Here is a 16,446-nt window from a genome sequence, read left to right as displayed (position 1 = left end):
GGCGCCTTCGCGGGCAAGCCTCGCTCCTACCTAGCGTTATTGCCCTGTAGGAGCGAGGCTTGCCCGCGAATGGAGCAACGCGGTCCACCTGACAAACGCTGATTTCGGTCTACATTAAAAAGCCACTACCCAAAGCGCAGGGATTCGCTTATCCTTTTCGCTGTATAAAAACACAGTGGTCGAAACAGACAACTATCGTGAAGGCATGTGAGGTGGTGAATGGCCGTCGAAGTGGTATACCGCAGCAGCCGAGATCTGGAGCGCTTGTTCATGGATAAAGCCGAAGCTGACCGTCATGACAAAATGCTCGAACTGGCCGAATTGCTGGCTGAAGTGTTGCAAAAAGCCGTTCCGTCCCTGACCGAGCAGCAAGTGGAAGAAGCCGGGATCTACATGGCGAAGAATCGCGATGTGTTCGCCAAGGCGTTCAAGAGCCAGCCGGATGCGTTGTCCGAGCTGCTGAGCGCGCCTGTTGAAGTCGCGGAACAGGTTGAAGTGGCAGAAACAGCTGAGCCGACCAAGCCAGCCAAAGCCGCTAAAACGCCGAAGTAAGCAACAGCCGAATTGAACAGGCCCTGAGTCGAATGACTCAGGGCCTTTTTCATGCCTGCGAAAAACGCGGCTCAAACCGTTCGCGGCGTTCGCTCGTCTGCAGCTGTCGAGCTTCCACGTATTGACGCACCCCATGGCGACTGCGGAGAAAGTCCCTGGATGACGTAGAGATACGTTTCTTGCGCAGCGTAGTCGAGCACACTGATCAAACCGCCGACATAGCTACCGTTGTAAAGGAAACCATCAAAGTTATAGGTCACCGTGAAGGTGATCTGTGCCTCGGCACTTTTGCCCGAGGCCTCGATGATCGTGCCCGCCAACGTTGCTGGCGATACGGTGCTTCCCTCGTACGGGATCGGATCCTGGTAGAAATCCGGTAGCGCCAATGCGCCTGTCACCGAATCGGTGTCGAACGTCAACGTGCCGCTCTGCCAAACCTGCAACCCGTTCGGGTTGGCGCTCGCGTCGAACAGGCTGACGGAGAAGGTGTAAGAAGTGCTCATGATTTCACCCATGGCCGTTCAACGACGTTCAACAGGTAGACCTCTTCACTGTCAGGCGTCAGTGAAAACAGGTAGCCATTGTTGAGGAAGTCCTCGTGATCGCTGACATCGATGGGCCAACCCGGATACTGATTACCGTTGGCGTCCAGCACCCACATGAACTTGACGTTGTAGTCTGTCGGGGTGGGCGATTTGTAGACACCGCCGGCGACCTGCGTCCCGTCGTCAAACCGCGCCCATGCCATGACAACCGGCGAGCCAACACTGATTTCATCGGGCACCGGGGTATTGCCCTGCATGATCAGCGTCCACGCCTCTTTACCGCCTGCAGGAAGCGTCATTCGCGCAACGTATTGCGGCGTTGGCGATCCTGCTGCCTGTCCCGTAACGGCACCCTGACCAACGCCCGTGCCCTGCGCGACATTGAGGGTATAACCAAACGTGTTTTCACCGGGCTGCTGCACCGGGCCGGTGATGGTGCAGATCAGGCCATTTTGCTGGGCGACCTCCACGTAGGGGTCCCAGGTACCGGGCGTCGATCCCGAATTGATAACGCAGTTGATGGCCGGGTTTTCAGACTGGTAGAGGGTGAAGAAGACGTTGCCGTCGTTGTCCCATAAACCGGTGCTCACCGGACCTGCGGTGCCGGGGGTGAAAATAGTGATCTGCCCGCCGTAATTGGCGCCGTTATCGTCGCTGACAAACGACACGCCAATATCAAGGCTGGAGTTGATCGTGAAATTGCAGGTGAGAGAAGAACTGGAAGACATGATTCGCTCCTTGAAATCACGAAAAAGCAGTGCGCCAGTCATGATTGCCCCAGACGCTGGCAGGCCCTCATCAACCGGGCGGGTGGCGTTGCGCCATCCCGCTTGCAGCGTAGTCAGGTCTTTAGAATTTGCCAGCGAAGTGAAGGGCGCGGCGAGCCTTTACCGGTACAAGACTTTCTCTGCCAGCTCGTCCGCCACCCGGGCCGGGGAACGTTTCTCAGCCTGGGCATGGGCGAACACTTCGGTCAGCCGTGAGCTGATTTTCGACAAGTGCGCGGTGATGGTCGTCAGCTCTTCGCCACGATGTTTGAGCGACACGTAAATCAGCCCGCCGGCATTGATCACATAATCCGGCGCATAAAGAATGCCTCGCCGTTCCAGTTGATCCGCGACATCCAGATGAGTCAGTTGGTTATTCGCCGAACCGGCCACTGCCGAGCATCGCAGTTGCGTAACGGTGTTGCTGTTGAGCACGCCGCCGAGGCCGCACGGCGCGAGAATGTCGCAGGGCGTGCTGAGCAACGCCTCGTTGGCAATCGGGTGAGCGCCGAGTTGCTCCATCGCCAGTTGCACCTTGCCGTGATCGATGTCGCTGACCAGCAGTTCGGCACCGGCAGCGTGTAACTGCTCGGCCAAGGCATAACCGACATTGCCCAGGCCTTGAATGGCCACGCGCAGGCCTTCGAGGTTGTCGCTGCCCAGGCGGGCCATGGCGGTGGCACGAATGCCGGTGAATACGCCCATCGCCGCGTGAGGCGCCGGATCGCCCGCCGAAGTGGTGCTGGTGACGTGCTGGGTCTGTTGGGCGATGCAATCCATGTCCGCCACGGAGGTACCGCTGTCGATGGCCGTGATATAGCGCCCGTCGAGCTGATTGATGCAGCGCCCGAACGCTTCGAACAGCGCGGCGCGGTTTTCCACATGGACCGGTCGAACAATCACCGCCACGCCGCCACCCTGAGCCAGGCCGGCCAGTGCCGCCTTGTAACTCATGCCTTGAGCCAGACGAATGGCATCCTCGACCGCGGACTCGTCGCTTGGATAGGCAAGGTAACGACACCCGCCCAGGGCAGGCCCCAGACGGCTGTTATGAATAGCAATGACCGCCTTCAACCCGGTGACCGAGTCGACGCTCAGATGCAGCGATTCAAGGCGAGTGCTTTGCATGAGAGCGAACATCGTAGGGGCTCCCGAATCACTTCTTGTAGTCGCCAGTATAGGCTTGCGCCCAAAATTTGCAGAAGCGCACCGGAATAAGCGGCGCCGCCATTCAGGCTTTCGGACATAACCTGCGCGGCACTGGACGAATGCCGCAGGGGAGGCTAAAACGAGGCATGTCCCGGAGATTTTGATGACGCCCCGCCAACGTTTTTTCGACTGCCTGCAACGATCACCGCCCGCGCTGTTCGAAGCGGCGCTGTGGATTGCCGTCGAGCACGATAAAGAGGTGGATCCGCAGGCGGTACTGGCAAATTTCAAGGACCTGCAACAACGCGTCAGTTACGGCTTGCCGATGTTGCCGGTCAGCGAGCTGGCCCAGCCGCTGTTGCGACGCCTGAATGATCTGGGATACGCCCAGGACGATTTCACGCCATTGCGACCGCAAGTGGCCTTGCTCGACAAAGTGCTGGAGCGCCGACGTGGCCAGCCATTGGCCCTGGGCCTGATTGCGCTGGAACTGGCCAGAGGCCTGGAAATCCCCTTGGTCGGGGTCAACTTCCCAGGGCATTTCCTGCTGCGGGTTCCGGGGGCCGATCACTTGCTGGACCCTTGTGGCGGTCGACGGTTGTACCCCAACGATTGCCGGGAACTGCTGCAACGCCAGTACGGCCCGAACATGAAACTCAGCGCCGAACATTTGCTGACGGCCGAGCCGGTGCAAATGCTCCAGCGGTTGTCACGCAACCTGCGCCAGTTGCACCTTTCCCACGATGACTACATTGGCGCGTTGATCGACGCCGAACGTGTGCTTGAACTGGGTAACGCCAGTGCCTCCGATTACCTGGCCCGGGCCAGCCTTTACCAGCGGCTGGACTGCCCGAACGCCGAGCGTTTCGATCTGGAGCATGCGCTGCTGCTCAGCGACGACCCGATCCAGCGGATCCGCCTGACCGAACGACTCGGCCACCTGCCCCCCAACTCCATCGTCCACTGAACCTGCAGGCGCCAGCTTGCTGGCGATTCAAACACCGCGGTCCCACAGGAACACCGCGTTATCGTTCTTCGCGAGCAAGCTTCGCTCCTACAGGGAATTGTGCGGCAATTGAACCTGTAGGAGCCGGCTTGCTGGCGATTCAAACGCCGCGGTCCATCAGGAACACCGCGTTATCGTTCTTCGCGAGCAAGCTTCGCTCCTACAGGGAATTGTGCGGCAATTGAACCTGTAGGAGCCGGCTTGCTGGCGATTGAGACGCCGCGGTCAGTCAGGAACACCGCGTCATCGTTCATCGCGAGCAAGCTTCGCTCCTACAGGGGGCGGTGTGATGTTTTCAAGGAGTGTCTGGCTGATTGGCCGGGTGCGCTTTCATGAACGCTGGATGCGTCGCGGCCAGCGTCGCCACTCGACGAATCCGTGGATACGCCTCCAGCGAAATGTTGAAACGTTCAGCCGCGTACAACTGCGGAATCAGGTACACATCCGCCAGCCCCGGTTCAGCGCCGAAGCAATAACCTTCATCACCAATCAACTGTTCCACCGTCGCCAGCCCTTGGCTGATCCAGTGCCCGATCCACTCGACCACCTGCGGTTCATCGTGGCCCAACTGCCGCAGCCTGTTGAGCACGCTGACGTTGTGCAGCGGATGCACGTCGCAGCCAATCACCGCCGCCACACCGCGCTCATGCGCGCGAGCGGCAAGGTCTTTGGACAGCAGCGGCACCTGTGGATAACGTTCCTCCAGGTACTCGATGATCGCCGGAGACTGGATCAGCAACTCGCCTTCGTCGGTGCGCAAGGCCGGCACCCGGCCTTGCGGATTGATCGCCAGGTACGGTGGCTGGCGATGCTCACCGCCCGGCGGCGCGATCAGGTTGATCGGCAGCGCCCGGTAATCCAGGCCCTTCAACGCCAAGGCGATACGCACCCGGTAAGACGAGGTTGAACGGTAGTAGGTATAGAGTTCCATGACCCGTTCCTCTTAACGCGCCGGCAGCACTTTGCCACGGCATTCGCCGAAACCGATGGAGGCAAAACCGTCGCGGCTGCAACGGGCGCGCAGGATGATTTCGTCGCCGTCCTCAAGGAATTTACGCACTTCGCCGGAAGCCAGTTCGATCGGCTTTTTACCGCCCTCGGTGATTTCCAGCAGGCTGCCGAACTGACCATTTTCCGGCCCCGACAAAGTGCCCGAGCCGAACAGATCGCCGGCCTGCAACTGGCAGCCGTTGACGCTGTGGTGCGCGACCATTTGCGCCACGGTCCAGTACATGTGTCGGGTGTTGCTCAGGGTCAGGCGATGGGCCGGCAGGTTCTGCTCGCGCATGCCTTCGGTCAGCAGCAGCACTTCCAGTTCGATGTCGAAGGCCCCCGCGGCCTGGTCACGTTTGTCGAACAGGTAAGGCAGCGGCTGCGGATCGCCTTCCGGACGCGCCGGTTGCGCACGACGGAACGGCTCCAGCGCTTCGGCCGTCACCACCCATGGCGAGATGCTGGTTATGAAACTTTTCGACAGGAACGGCCCCAGAGGCTGGTATTCCCACGCCTGGATATCCCGCGCCGACCAGTCGTTGAGCAGGCAGAAACCGGCGATGTGATCGGCGGCGTCGCCGATGGCAATCGAGTCGCCCATGTCGTTGCCCTGGCCGATCCAGATGCCCAGTTCCAGTTCGTAGTCCAGCCGTGCACACGGGCCGAAGGTCGGTTCGGTCTGACCGGCCGGCAGGGTCTGGCCTTTCGGACGGCGAACGTCGGTGCCGGACGGGCGAATGGTCGATGCGCGGCCGTGGTAACCGATCGGCACGTACTTGTAGTTCGGCAGCAGCGGGTTGTCGGGACGGAACAGTTTGCCGACGTTTTGCGCGTGCTCGATGCCGACGTAGAAGTCGGTGTAATCGTTGATTTTCGCCGGCAGGTGCATCTCGCAGTTCGCCGCCAGCGGCAGCAGTTTTGCACCTTGGGCTTCGATCTTGCCGTGCAGGGTGCTGCCTTCCTTGAACAGTTCGATCAAGCGCTCACGCAGGGCAACACGAGCCTCGCGGCCGAGTTCGAAAAACGCATTGAGCTGACCGCCACGGGTGGCTTCGACCGCCGCTTTTGCAGCGCCGTCGAACAGGCCGGCGTCGAGTGCCGCTTGCAGATCGAAGATGTGTTCGCCAATCGCCACGCCACTGCGCGGCGCAGAACCCTTCACACTGAACACGCCCAGCGGCAGGTTTTGCAGCGGGAAGTCGACATGGCCGTTGGCGGAGGCAACCCAGCTACGAGTGATGGAAGTCTGAGTCATGGGTTATCTCCGGGTCGGGTCGAAAGTAGCGGGCAACGTGGCCCAGCAGGCGTCGTAATGGGGTTGCAGCTGTGGGCAGTCGAGGGCGAAGCGACTCGGGCGCAGCACCTGGCTGGTCTCGAACATGAAGGCCATGGTGTTGTCGATTTTCGCGGGTGCAAGCTGCGCGTTGATTGCCTTGGTGCAGGTTTCGCCGTCCGGGCCGTGGGCGCTCATGCAGCTGTGCAGCGACGCACCGCCGGGCACGAAGCCTTCGGCCTTGGCGTCGTACTCGCCCTTGATCAGGCCCATGAATTCGTTCATCAGGTTGCGGTGGAACCACGGTGGACGGAAGGTTTTTTCGGCGACCATCCAGCGTGGCGGGAAGATCACGAAGTCGAGATTGGCCAGGCCATGGACGCTGGTCGGCGAAGTCAGGACGGTGAAAATCGAAGGATCCGGATGATCGAAGCTGACCGTGCCAATGGTGTTGAAACGGCGCAGGTCATATTTGTACGGCACGTTATTACCGTGCCAGGCGACCACGTTCAGCGGCGAATGATCGAGCTCGCAACCCCACAACTGGCCGAGGAATTTCTGCACCAGGGTGGTCGGCTGCTTGAGGTTTTCGTAATGGGCGACCGGGGTCAGGAAGTCCCGTGGATTGGCCAGACCGTTGCTGCCAATCGGTCCGAGGTCCGGCAGGCGCAATGGCGCGCCGTGGTTTTCCGCAATGTAGCCACGCGCCTGCGGGTCGAGCAGTTCGACGCGAAATTTCAGACCGCGCGGCAGCACGGCGATTTCCAGCGGTTCGAGTTCCAGCACGCCCAGTTCGGTGGCAATGCGCAGGCGGCCCAGTTCCGGCACCAGCAGCAGTTCGCCATCCGCGTTGAAGAACACGCGCTCCATGGAGCGGTTGGCACGGTAATGGTAAATGCTGATTCCGGCCGGTTTTTCCGCCGCCGAATTGGCGGCCATGCTCACCAGCCCGTCAATGAAATCGGTGGGCTCGGTCGGGATGTCCAACGGGTTCCAGCGCAGGCGATTGGGGGTCACTTCACCCAACGGTCCGCCGGCCAGTTGCCGATCCAGTTTGACGAACGCCGGGTGATTGGCCGACGGCTGAATGCGGTACATCCAGGTCCGCCGCGCTTCGGCGCGAACCATGGTGAACGCGGTGCCGGAGAACAGCTCAGTGTAGAGGCCGTATGGGGCTTTTTGCGGGGAGTTCTGGCCGACGGGCAGTGCGCCGGGCAACGCTTCACTGCTGAACTCATTGCCGAAACCGGACTGATAAGCCAGCGCGGGCGCCGTTGAATCGAGGTTCATGGAGCCTCCTGAACAGGGAGTAGGCAATGGCCTGTCACTCTGTTGCAGAGGTCTCGGCACGCCTGGGTTATTTTTATCGTAATTCAATTACGCATAACGTAATTTGATTGGTATTGACCGTCAAGCTATAAAGACGCCCATTCGTCCCGGGATCAGACTGCCTCCATGGAAACGCCGCGCAACAACGACAAACAGAAAGTCCGCTCGGCCGAGGTCGGCACCGACATCCTCAAGGCACTGGCCGAGTTGTCGCCATCGACTTCACTGTCGCGCCTGGCCGAGCATGTGCAGATGCCGGCAAGCAAGGTCCACCGCTATCTACAGGCGTTGATCGCCAGCGGTTTTGCCGAACAGAACACCGCCACCAACCACTACGGCCTGGGCCGCGAAGCGCTGCGCGTGGGGTTGGCCGCACTTAACAGTATGGACGTGCTGAAAGTCGCCGCCCTGCCCCTGGCCGAACTGCGCGATGAATTGAATGAAACGTGTTTTTTGGCGGTGTGGGGCAATCAGGGCGCAACCGTGGTGCATATCGAACCGGCAGTGCGCGCGGTGACCGTGGTGACGCAATTGGGCTCTGTGTTGCCGTTGCTCAGTTCATCCACGGGATTGGTGTTTGGCGCTTATCTGCCCAAGCGTGAAACGGTGGATTTGCGCGAGCAGGAAGTGCTGGCAAGCAATTCCCATACGCTGGCGGACGATCAGGCTTATGTGACCTTGTGTGAGCAGATCCGCGAGCGCGGCCTGCACCATGTGCATGGTTTGTTGATGCCCGGCGTCGATGCGTTGTCGGCCCCGGTGTTCAACGCGGTGGGGAATGTGGTGGCCGTCATGACCATCGTTGGCCCGGCATCACTGTTTCACGCCGACGAAAACGGCCCGGCGGCGCAGCGATTGCTGGCGGCGACGCGGGCCGTGAGTTGGCGAATGGGCTATGAGCCATCCGCTTTCACTGGCTAACTAAGTTATCAGCCTACTGCAGTGATTACTTGCTTCGGTAGGACTCGACCACAACACGACCTGCATTATTAAGATCGATGATATCCAAACCGACAACTCGATCAGCTTTATCAAAAGTCCACCGTTCGGAAAAGATACCTGCGTAAACTTCATTGAAAGCCGGCAACTCATCCGCCTGCACTTTTTCCATGATAGCCCAGCTCAAACTCTCGGAGTAATCAACTACCTGTTTGCCCTCGTCGTTGACCACTACCGAATTCAGGTAGGTCTCATCGACATGAATGGAATACCCCATATGACTGAACACCTCAGCCAGTTTCTTACCTACTTCTTCCAGCAACTTATTACTCACAAATAGCATCCTTACTAATAATGGAAGTCGGCCAAAACACATTCAAAAAATATAAACACTGATTGACGGGCCGACGCCCACTTTATAAACAACTCAATTAACTTAGTACACCCCGCAACTTGTATGCAGACGTAAACTTACCAAACACTTCAAACAACAATCCCCAGAACTTTGGCTTTGGCCACAGCCTGAGTCCTTCGTTCTACACCCAACTTTCCATTGATCCGCCGCGCGTGGGTTTTAACGGTATGTAACGATATGAACAACTGATCAGCTATCTGTTGATTGGAGTTACCCAGGGCGACTAACTCAAGTACTTCTATTTCACGCTGACTCAAGCGGTTCTGGACCGAAGCCAGCGGTTCAGCAGGGTTACCCGGCTCGGTACGCCCGATCGCCTCCGGCAAGCGTGGCTGACGCAATTGCAGATCGCGCAGAGCCTGTTGAAGATTGCAGCGCTCGACCAGTGCCAAACCTTCCTGCATCGCCTCGCGAGCGGCAGGCGTGTCGCCCGTCAGCCAGGCCACTTCTGCCAACGCCAGGTGCAATTGCGCTTGCAGCCCCGCCATTCCCCGTTGACGCGCCCAGTGCAACTGAGCCTCGAGCTGCACCAGAGGGTTTGGCGCCTGCCCTCGATACACTTCGGTCAGCACCAGCAGGTATTCAAGGCCGGGAATCAGCTCCAGCGTCGCCGGCGGCGCCTGACGAGCATGGACGCCGTGATAGTGGCGCAGCACCCGGGTCAGGGCTTCATGGGCCAAATCCGGACGGCCCTGCTGTAGCCAGAAATGGCAGCTGTATTGCAGCAGAACACTGCGGTAGACCGTGTCTGGTATCCGCCGCTGTTGCATCAATCGTTCGGCGTCACGCAGCAGGACAAAAGCCTGGGCGTAGTCCTGGCGATTGGCGGCCAATTGCGCGAGGCCGAGGAAACCGTAAAGCACGCGTTTGTCCTGGCTGCGCAGGCAGATTTGCAGGCCGCTCTCGAAGTACGCGGCCGCCTGCGTCTCTCGTCCCTGACACAGGCTCAAGCGTCCGCGCTGCAAGGCAATCCGCCCCAGCAGCGGTTCGGCCAGCGGTTGCTGCTGGACGAGCAAGCCATGCATGTTGGCCAGCAGGGTTTCGGCCCGGCCGGACGCTCCACGCTGCTCAAGCAATTGCGCATGATCGAGTTCCAGCAGCCCCTCGAACACCAGCGAACCTTGCGCACGCGCCAGACACAACGCCTCACGGTTGGTCGCCTGCGCCACGTCGAGCTCGCCCCTGAGCAAGGCTTGCTGGGTCAGCGCTGACAGGCACATCAGCCGAGCCGTCCAGAGCGAGGGGTCGAGTTCGTCGAGTGCCTCAAGCAAATGCGCGCGCGAAGGCTCCATGCGCCCCTGCAAATGCAACAGCCAACCCTGCATTGCCTGCCAACGCGCCATCAGCTGCCGTTGATGCAACGCCGACGGCTGAGGGGCGAAACGTGACAAATGCCCGATGCACTCACCCGCCTGCTCGAACCGCCCGGCAAACAGCAACGCCGCGGTGATCAGCCCCACCAGTTGCGGCGAGCCAAGCATCAGCTCGTCGCCTTTGTGTTCATGCAGACGCAACAACAGCACCACGGTCTGCTCTTCGAACAGGTGCTCGAAACTGAAATGCTGCAACAGGCTGACCGCGACCTCGAACTCTTCGGCCAGCAAGGCTTGTTCAAACGCAGCTTTCCAGTCCAGTTCGGCGGCGAACCACTGACAAGCGCGGCGATGCCAGGAACGTCCCGCGGGCCACTGCTCTTCGCGCATCAATTGCGTGAGGGGGGTGAAAATCTGCAGCCAGTCGGTCGAGTCCTGCCAGGGCTCGATGAAACAGCCCAACGCCTGCAACGTGCTCAGGCATTGGGCGCCCTCGCCTGCACCGAACAGGTGGTCGCACAACCGCGCATTGAATCGCTGCAAATGGGCCAGCACCCGCCAGGCTTCTGCCAGCTCCGGGGTCAGCATGCCGAACAATTCGTGTTCGAGGTAATCGTGCAGGGTGTCCGGCCGACCGTGCAGCGACTCGTTGCGCGACCAGTCGCATTTTTGCAGCAGCGCTATCCGCACACCTGCGCACCAGCCACCGCTGAGTTCGATGATCCTGCCGGCACGTTTCGCCGCTTGCTCCGGCTCCAGGTGATGCAGCAGTCGGGCAATTTCCGTTTGAGTGAAGGCGAGCGTGGCGCGCTCGCAGTCGTACAGCTCATCGGCGAGCAACAAGCGTGGCCAATTGCATTGCGGGCGGCGGCGACCACTGAGCCACCAGGTAATCATCGGGCTGCTGATGGCCAGCAACCGGTCGAGCAGCAGGTCCAGCTCCGGGTTGGGCGTGCGGCAATAGTCATCGAGGCACAGCCAGGTCGGCGTCTGCCATTGAGCCAGCGATGACAGCAATGCGGATTCGTCCGCCGCGGCCAATCCCAACGCGTGGGCCAGCCGCTGCCGAAAATCGGCAGCCTCCATCGGCGCCCCCGCCAACGGCAACCAACAGACCCGGCACTGCTCGGGCGCCTGCAACAGGCATTCGATCAGCAGCGCACTCTTGCCACTGCCCGCCGGCGCACAGAGCAATTTCACGCGTGCGGTCGAGGCCAGTAACGGCTCGATCAGCCGCTCGCGAGACTGGTGATGGGAAGACAAACGGGGCAGAAGTCCAGGACGGTCCAGACACGGGGTCATGGCGGTCATAGTGGTGCGCCTTTTTATAATTGTGGCGCCACCCTAGCCCTCTCTACACGGCTTGTTGAAGAAGTATTCAACACACTTATCGACACCTATAAAAAAGGTGACCGCGAAGTCACCTTTTTCTGTAGAGCCTGTAGGAATGATTACCTCACCCCTGTACTCCGCAGCGCTGCTGGCGTGTAGTCACCTGCTTTGGCATCGATGCCGAATTCGAAGCTGTGCTTCTCCTCGTTCTTCATCCCCAGTGCGATGTAGCGACCGGCGATCAAGTCGTACAGCGCTTCAACGGTGTAGGCCGGCACCTGGTGATCGTAGTAGAACTGGGCATGACCTTCGGCCACACGCCACAGCTGACCGCGACCGTCATAGTGATCGGCCAGTGCCACCTGCCAGCTGTCTTCGTCGATGTACATGTGACGCTTGGCGTACACGTGCCGTTCGTTGGGCTTGACCGTGGCGACCACCTCCCAGACCCGGTGCAGCTCGTAGCGTGTGAGGTCCTGATTGATATGCCCGGCCTTGATCACATCGGTGTACTTGAGGTTGGGCGAGTCGAGCTTGTAGCTGTTGTAAGGGATGTACATTTCCTTCTTGCCGATCAGCTTCCAGTCATAGCGATCCGGTGCGCCGGAAAACATGTCGAAGTTGTCGGTGGTGCGCAACCCGTCGGACGAGGTGCCGACGCCGTCATAGGCCACCTGCGGCGCACGCCGCACGCGACGCTGGCCGGCGTTGTAGATCCAGGCCTTGCGCGGTTCCTTGACCTGGTCGAGTGTCTCGTGAACCAGCAACACGTTGCCGGCCAACCGCGCTGGCGCCGTGACTTCCTGCTTGAAGTAGCTGAGCACGTTGTCGTCGCTGCCGGGTTTCAAGTCCCCCAGCAGCGAAGGCACGGCGACTTCATCCTTGAAGCGGATCACCGTGAAATCGCCATTGGACTGCGGCGTGGCCTGGGTGATGGTGCGACGCAAATTACCGCCGTGATAACGGGTAACGTGGTTCCAGATCACCTCAACGCCGTTCTTCGGAATCGGAAACGCGTAGTAGCGATTGCCGGTGAAATTGGCCAGGCCATTGCCGTCGTTGATCGGCGTTACATTCAGCGCGCTGCGCTTGGCCGACTCGTAGATGTCCGCTGGCAAGGCCACTGTACGGTGGGTCGGATAGACCGGGATCTTGTAGGTCTCCGGGTAGCGTTTGAACATCGCGATCTGGCCGTCGGAGAGCTTGTCCTTGTACTTGTCGACGGTTGCCGCCGTGATGGTAAACAGCGGTTTTTCATTGGCGAACGGGTCGGCAAGGAACCCTTTGCTGTCCACCGCGCCCGCGTTTTTCGGGATGCCGCCGGTCCAGGCCGGAATCGAGCCATCGGCATTACCCGCCTTCTCGGCGCCCAACGGCGTCAGGCTGGTACCGAGTTTGTTGGCTTCGTCCGGCGACACCGCAGCCATTACATCGACGGCCAACAGGCTCAGGGCCAGAACGCTGCATTGCAGAATCATTTTGCGCATTGAAATCATCCTTCTCAGCCAGATCAGAAGTTCACGCCAAAGCTCAGCGCCAGGAAGTCGCGATCTTCCAGGGTGTTGTAGTCACCGCCGAAGAAATCGGTGTAACTCAAGCTCGCGGTATAGGTGTTGCGATAGTCCGCATCGACGCCGACGCTGATGGCCTTGGCGCCTTCGTTGAACAGCCCGTTGGGGCCGTAACCGGCGACGTCATGGGACCACGACAGGTTGGGTTTGAAATTGATCCCGGCGATGACGTTGTTGTAATCAAGGATCGCGCGGGCGCGGTAGCCCCAGGATGTCGAGGTGACAAAACCGTCGGTATCACCGCGGAAACCGTACTGTCCGTAGACCGAGTCGCGGCCGTAACGCAGCTTGCTTTTGTCTTCCAGCCCGCCGACGTGAACAACGGCCGCCTCACCCACCAGGGTCAGACGGTCCGCACCTGCGACCTGATCGATGAAGTGCGTCAGGGTGCTCTGGATCTGCGTCACTTCCTTGCGGCGATAACCTTTGTTGTCCGCGCCTGGCCGGGTGGCGATTGGCGAAGCAGCGCCGCCGGCAATCGGGTTGAGCAAGGCCAGTGTCAGGTCGGTGCTGTTGACCTGCACCGGTGCGTTGGGGCGATAGCTGATCTCGCCGGTCCATGCGGTGCCGGTCGGTAAGGTGGTGGAGAAACTCGCGCCGTAGAGGCGGATGTCTTCCGGGTATTCGAGGTAGTACTGGCCGCGACCGAGCATCACGCTCTGGGCCAAGGCCGAACCAGAGCCGGGTGCGATGGCGTTGGCGGTACCGACGATGGCCGGAATGCGTGCCAGCGTCCCCGCCCCGGCAGTGGTGGTGCCGACATTCGGCGTGCGGCTGTGGTAGTTCATGAAGTACAGGCCGTACTCGGTGTCATCACCCAGCCAGCGCAACGCCGTGCCCCATTGCCCGGAGTCGCGGGCGTCGCGGTCGCCGCCACGGGGCACGATCACCCCTTCCTTGCCGACCTGGAAGCCTTGGCCAAAAGCGGCAGCGATCGGTTGCAACGGTGCAATCGCCGGGCTGGCGACCGTGTACCCCGTGTTGCAGCCATCTGCCGCCACGTCCCCGCCGAAGAAGGTGCCGCAGTTGTCGAGAACGGTCTGGTCCCACTCCAGTTGATAGAAACCTTCCACCGTCAATCTGTCGGTCAGGCCCTGGGAGGCGAACAGCATGTTCACCGGAATCAGGCCTTCCTTGATTTCTGCGCCAGGACGGCGGAACGCTGAAACGTCGACCGGGTTGATGCTGTTGATCGAGTTGCCGATGAAGGTACTTTCGCCCCAACTGACCACCTGCTTGCCTGCGCGAAAGGTGCCCGGCAAATCGGCGATGGAGTAGTTGTGATAGACGAACGCATCGAGGATCTGCGCGCCGGCAGACTTGGCCCCCTCTTTGCGATTGTGATCGCTGATCGGCTTGAACTCGCGGTCTTCATCCTTCAGTTCGAAGTCGTACCAATACTTGCCACGGACGAACACGCCGGTGTCGCCGTACTTCAGTTCGAGGTCGTGAATACCCTTGAAGATCTTGGAGTAGGTTTCGCCCTTCTTGAAGTTCAGACGCCCGTCGTCACCGGTCGACGCCTGGCCGGTCCCGCCGTTGACGATGCCCACCAGCGATTTATCGGCATCGCGCATGCCCCAACTCGCGCCGACGGACAGCGAGGAGTCGAATGTCCCCTCGATTTCGCCAATGTTGAATGAAACGGCCTGCGCCTGGGCACAGCAACCCAAGGCAACCGCAGCGGCCAGCGCCTGCGGCGTGAAGATGGCGCGCATTGTTGTTTTTGTCATGCGTCTTCCCCGGTGAGTGACAGAAGGCCACACCCTACTGCCGCAGGTCGGGAGCGATAAGCGCACCAAGGAGGTATTCGTTGTGTCGCTCTAAAGGATGAATGGCCTTGCGGCGCGGGGAGTTGCGCGAGGTATGGATGAAGTGGATGGAGGTTCATCAGCCGGATGCATGAGCGCAAGACTGTTGCCCAGACTGCAACACTGCATGTCGGGAATCGCTATTTTTCCTTTGGGTTCAAGCGCTTATTCTTGTCGGGCTTTCACGGCAACAGCCTGACAGCACACAGCGATGGCGTGTGATCAGTCCGCGCCATTGGCGACAGATTTCAGATGTGTCGAAGGTTTCGACTCATCGCCCCGTGTTCACTGACGTTGATTTGTAGCTCCTTGATCCAACGTCTTACTTTGGCCGCTGCGTTTGCAGCGGCCTTTTTTATGGGCGATGGTTTTGCGCGGAGGCAGAACTCAGGCGAGCCCTGCGCGAGGCGAAGGAATCAGAGGGAATACTTCTGCAAATTGCCCATCATTTCCTTCAGTGCCTCGATGTTGTCCTTCGGATGCGCTGCGCCTTCGAAGTCGCAGATCTGCTGCCAGTGCGCCGCCACATCTTCCGGTGAAAACCCGACCCGTGGATCGAACCCGGCGCCGAGGCTGCGCTCCCAACGCACCTTGCCCATCCAGCCACCACCGACCTCAAACAGCCCCGAGGTTTCCTGGCAGTTTTCGCTGGCGAGGTACACCACCAGCGGGCTGACCAGTTCCGGCTTGAGTTGTTCGAACACTTGCGGCGGGATCAGGCCTTCGGTCATGCGGGTGCCGCCGGTAGGCGCGATGGCGTTGACCAGGATGTTGTTTTTGCGGCCTTCGATGGCCAGGGTGCGGGTCAGGCCGTAGAGGCCGAGCTTGGCCATGCCGTAGTTGGACTGGCCGAAGTTGCCGTAGATGCCCGAGGTCGATGCGGTGAAGATCACGCGACCATAATTTTGCTCGCGCATATGAGGCCAGGCGGCGCGGGTGACTTTGTAGGCGCCTTCGACGTGGACGCGATAGACCAGGTCCCAATCGGCATCGTCCATTTTGTGGAAAGTCTTGTCCCGCAGGATCCCGGCGTTGTTGACCACTACGTCGACCCGGCCGAAAACGTCGAGGGCGTTCTGGACGATTTTGTCGCCGTCGGTGACGGAGTCATGGTTGGCCTCGGCAGTGCCGCCGGCCTCACGGATTTCCGCGACTACGCGGTCTGCTGCCGAAGCGTTTGCACCTTCACCTTGCGCCGAGCCACCGAGATCGTTGACCAGCACCCTGGCGCCCTGTTTCGCGAACAACAGCGCATGAGCGCGGCCCAGGCCACCACCGGCTCCGGTGATGATCACGACTTTATCTTCGAAGCGCACAGGCTCATTCATTAGGGGGACTCCAGCAGGCCGTGGGACAATAAGTCCGAGTCTCAGGCAAGGCGCTGCCGGTCACAATGAACACGGGGTAGGCTGAATGGTGCTCGATAAGGCGGGGGGATGATGAGCGCGTGG

The 16,446-nt window shown here is 60.2% G+C and carries 13 protein-coding genes and 1 pseudogene; 3 read left to right on the top strand and 11 right to left on the bottom strand.

Features of this window, described 5'->3' with window-relative positions; all coding sequences use genetic code 11:
* Positions 1-219 precede the first annotated feature (219 nt).
* Positions 220-459 (top strand): annotated as a pseudogene (locus KGA82_RS13700) (YebG family protein); the annotation flags it as partial.
* A gap of 164 nt (positions 460-623) precedes the next feature.
* On the opposite strand, the gene KGA82_RS13695 reads toward KGA82_RS13700, so the two are convergent.
* The 3 genes from KGA82_RS13695 to KGA82_RS13685 all read right to left on the bottom strand — a co-directional run bounded on the left by KGA82_RS13695 (position 624) and on the right by KGA82_RS13685 (position 3,004).
* Positions 624-1,055 (bottom strand): hypothetical protein, encoded by a 432-nt coding sequence (locus KGA82_RS13695; protein WP_223434769.1) that lies wholly within the window; start codon positions 1,053-1,055, stop codon positions 624-626.
* The gene (locus KGA82_RS13690; protein ID WP_223450730.1) at positions 1,052-1,867 is read right to left on the bottom strand and encodes a hypothetical protein; all 816 of its coding nucleotides are present in this window, start codon (positions 1,865-1,867) and stop codon (positions 1,052-1,054) included. Before KGA82_RS13690 ends, KGA82_RS13695 begins: the two co-directional genes overlap by 4 nt.
* 117 nt (positions 1,868-1,984) lie before the next feature.
* Positions 1,985-3,004 (bottom strand): Glu/Leu/Phe/Val dehydrogenase family protein, encoded by a 1,020-nt coding sequence (locus KGA82_RS13685; protein WP_008025318.1) that lies wholly within the window; start codon positions 3,002-3,004, stop codon positions 1,985-1,987.
* Positions 3,005-3,176: 172 nt separating this feature from the next.
* Here KGA82_RS13685 and KGA82_RS13680 point away from each other — a divergent pair, with 172 nt between their 5' ends.
* Positions 3,177-3,980 carry a SirB1 family protein gene (locus tag KGA82_RS13680; protein WP_008025317.1) on the top strand — a complete coding sequence of 268 codons (804 nt, stop codon included), beginning with the start codon at positions 3,177-3,179 and terminating at the stop codon, positions 3,978-3,980.
* A gap of 334 nt (positions 3,981-4,314) precedes the next feature.
* Here KGA82_RS13680 and maiA read toward each other — a convergent pair whose 3' ends face one another.
* Genes maiA through hmgA form a run of 3 tightly spaced genes read right to left on the bottom strand, consistent with a single transcriptional unit; the run spans position 4,315 to position 7,575 of the window.
* Positions 4,315-4,950 (bottom strand): maleylacetoacetate isomerase, encoded by a 636-nt coding sequence (gene maiA, locus KGA82_RS13675; RefSeq protein WP_008037321.1) that lies wholly within the window; start codon positions 4,948-4,950, stop codon positions 4,315-4,317.
* A 12-nt stretch (positions 4,951-4,962) separates the two neighbouring features.
* On the bottom strand, positions 4,963-6,267 hold the full coding sequence (gene fahA / locus KGA82_RS13670) for a fumarylacetoacetase (protein WP_008027000.1): 1,305 nt from the start codon (positions 6,265-6,267) through the stop codon (positions 4,963-4,965).
* 3 nt (positions 6,268-6,270) lie between these two features.
* Positions 6,271-7,575: a homogentisate 1,2-dioxygenase gene (gene hmgA / locus KGA82_RS13665; protein WP_223450729.1), complete on the bottom strand. Its 1,305-nt coding sequence runs from the start codon at positions 7,573-7,575 to the stop codon at positions 6,271-6,273.
* A 165-nt stretch (positions 7,576-7,740) separates the two neighbouring features.
* Between hmgA and KGA82_RS13660 the strand changes: the two genes are divergently transcribed.
* Positions 7,741-8,535: an IclR family transcriptional regulator gene (locus KGA82_RS13660; RefSeq protein WP_008026998.1), complete on the top strand. Its 795-nt coding sequence runs from the start codon at positions 7,741-7,743 to the stop codon at positions 8,533-8,535.
* A 25-nt stretch (positions 8,536-8,560) separates the two neighbouring features.
* Here KGA82_RS13660 and KGA82_RS13655 read toward each other — a convergent pair whose 3' ends face one another.
* From KGA82_RS13655 to KGA82_RS13635, 5 genes are all read right to left on the bottom strand, one after another.
* Complete coding sequence (locus KGA82_RS13655; protein ID WP_223450724.1) at positions 8,561-8,896, bottom strand: hypothetical protein; 336 nt, start codon at positions 8,894-8,896, stop codon at positions 8,561-8,563.
* Positions 8,897-9,036: 140 nt separating this feature from the next.
* Complete coding sequence (locus KGA82_RS13650; RefSeq protein ID WP_223450722.1) at positions 9,037-11,592, bottom strand: LuxR C-terminal-related transcriptional regulator; 2,556 nt, start codon at positions 11,590-11,592, stop codon at positions 9,037-9,039.
* 140 nt (positions 11,593-11,732) lie between these two features.
* A complete protein-coding gene (locus tag KGA82_RS13645) occupies positions 11,733-13,100 on the bottom strand; it encodes a DUF1329 domain-containing protein (protein WP_223450720.1) in 1,368 nt (455 codons plus the stop codon).
* Positions 13,101-13,123: 23 nt separating this feature from the next.
* Positions 13,124-14,917 (bottom strand): DUF1302 domain-containing protein, encoded by a 1,794-nt coding sequence (locus tag KGA82_RS13640; RefSeq protein ID WP_223450718.1) that lies wholly within the window; start codon positions 14,915-14,917, stop codon positions 13,124-13,126.
* A gap of 494 nt (positions 14,918-15,411) precedes the next feature.
* Positions 15,412-16,323, bottom strand: a complete 912-nt coding sequence (locus tag KGA82_RS13635) for an SDR family oxidoreductase (RefSeq protein ID WP_008026988.1) — start codon at positions 16,321-16,323, stop codon at positions 15,412-15,414.
* Positions 16,324-16,446 lie beyond the last annotated feature (123 nt).

Origin of the sequence: Pseudomonas sp. BF-RE-22, assembly GCF_019956155.1 — a bacterium.
GTDB classification, from domain to species: Bacteria; Pseudomonadota; Gammaproteobacteria; order Pseudomonadales; family Pseudomonadaceae; genus Aquipseudomonas; species Aquipseudomonas migulae.
This window is presented reverse-complemented; position numbering and strand designations above follow the sequence as displayed.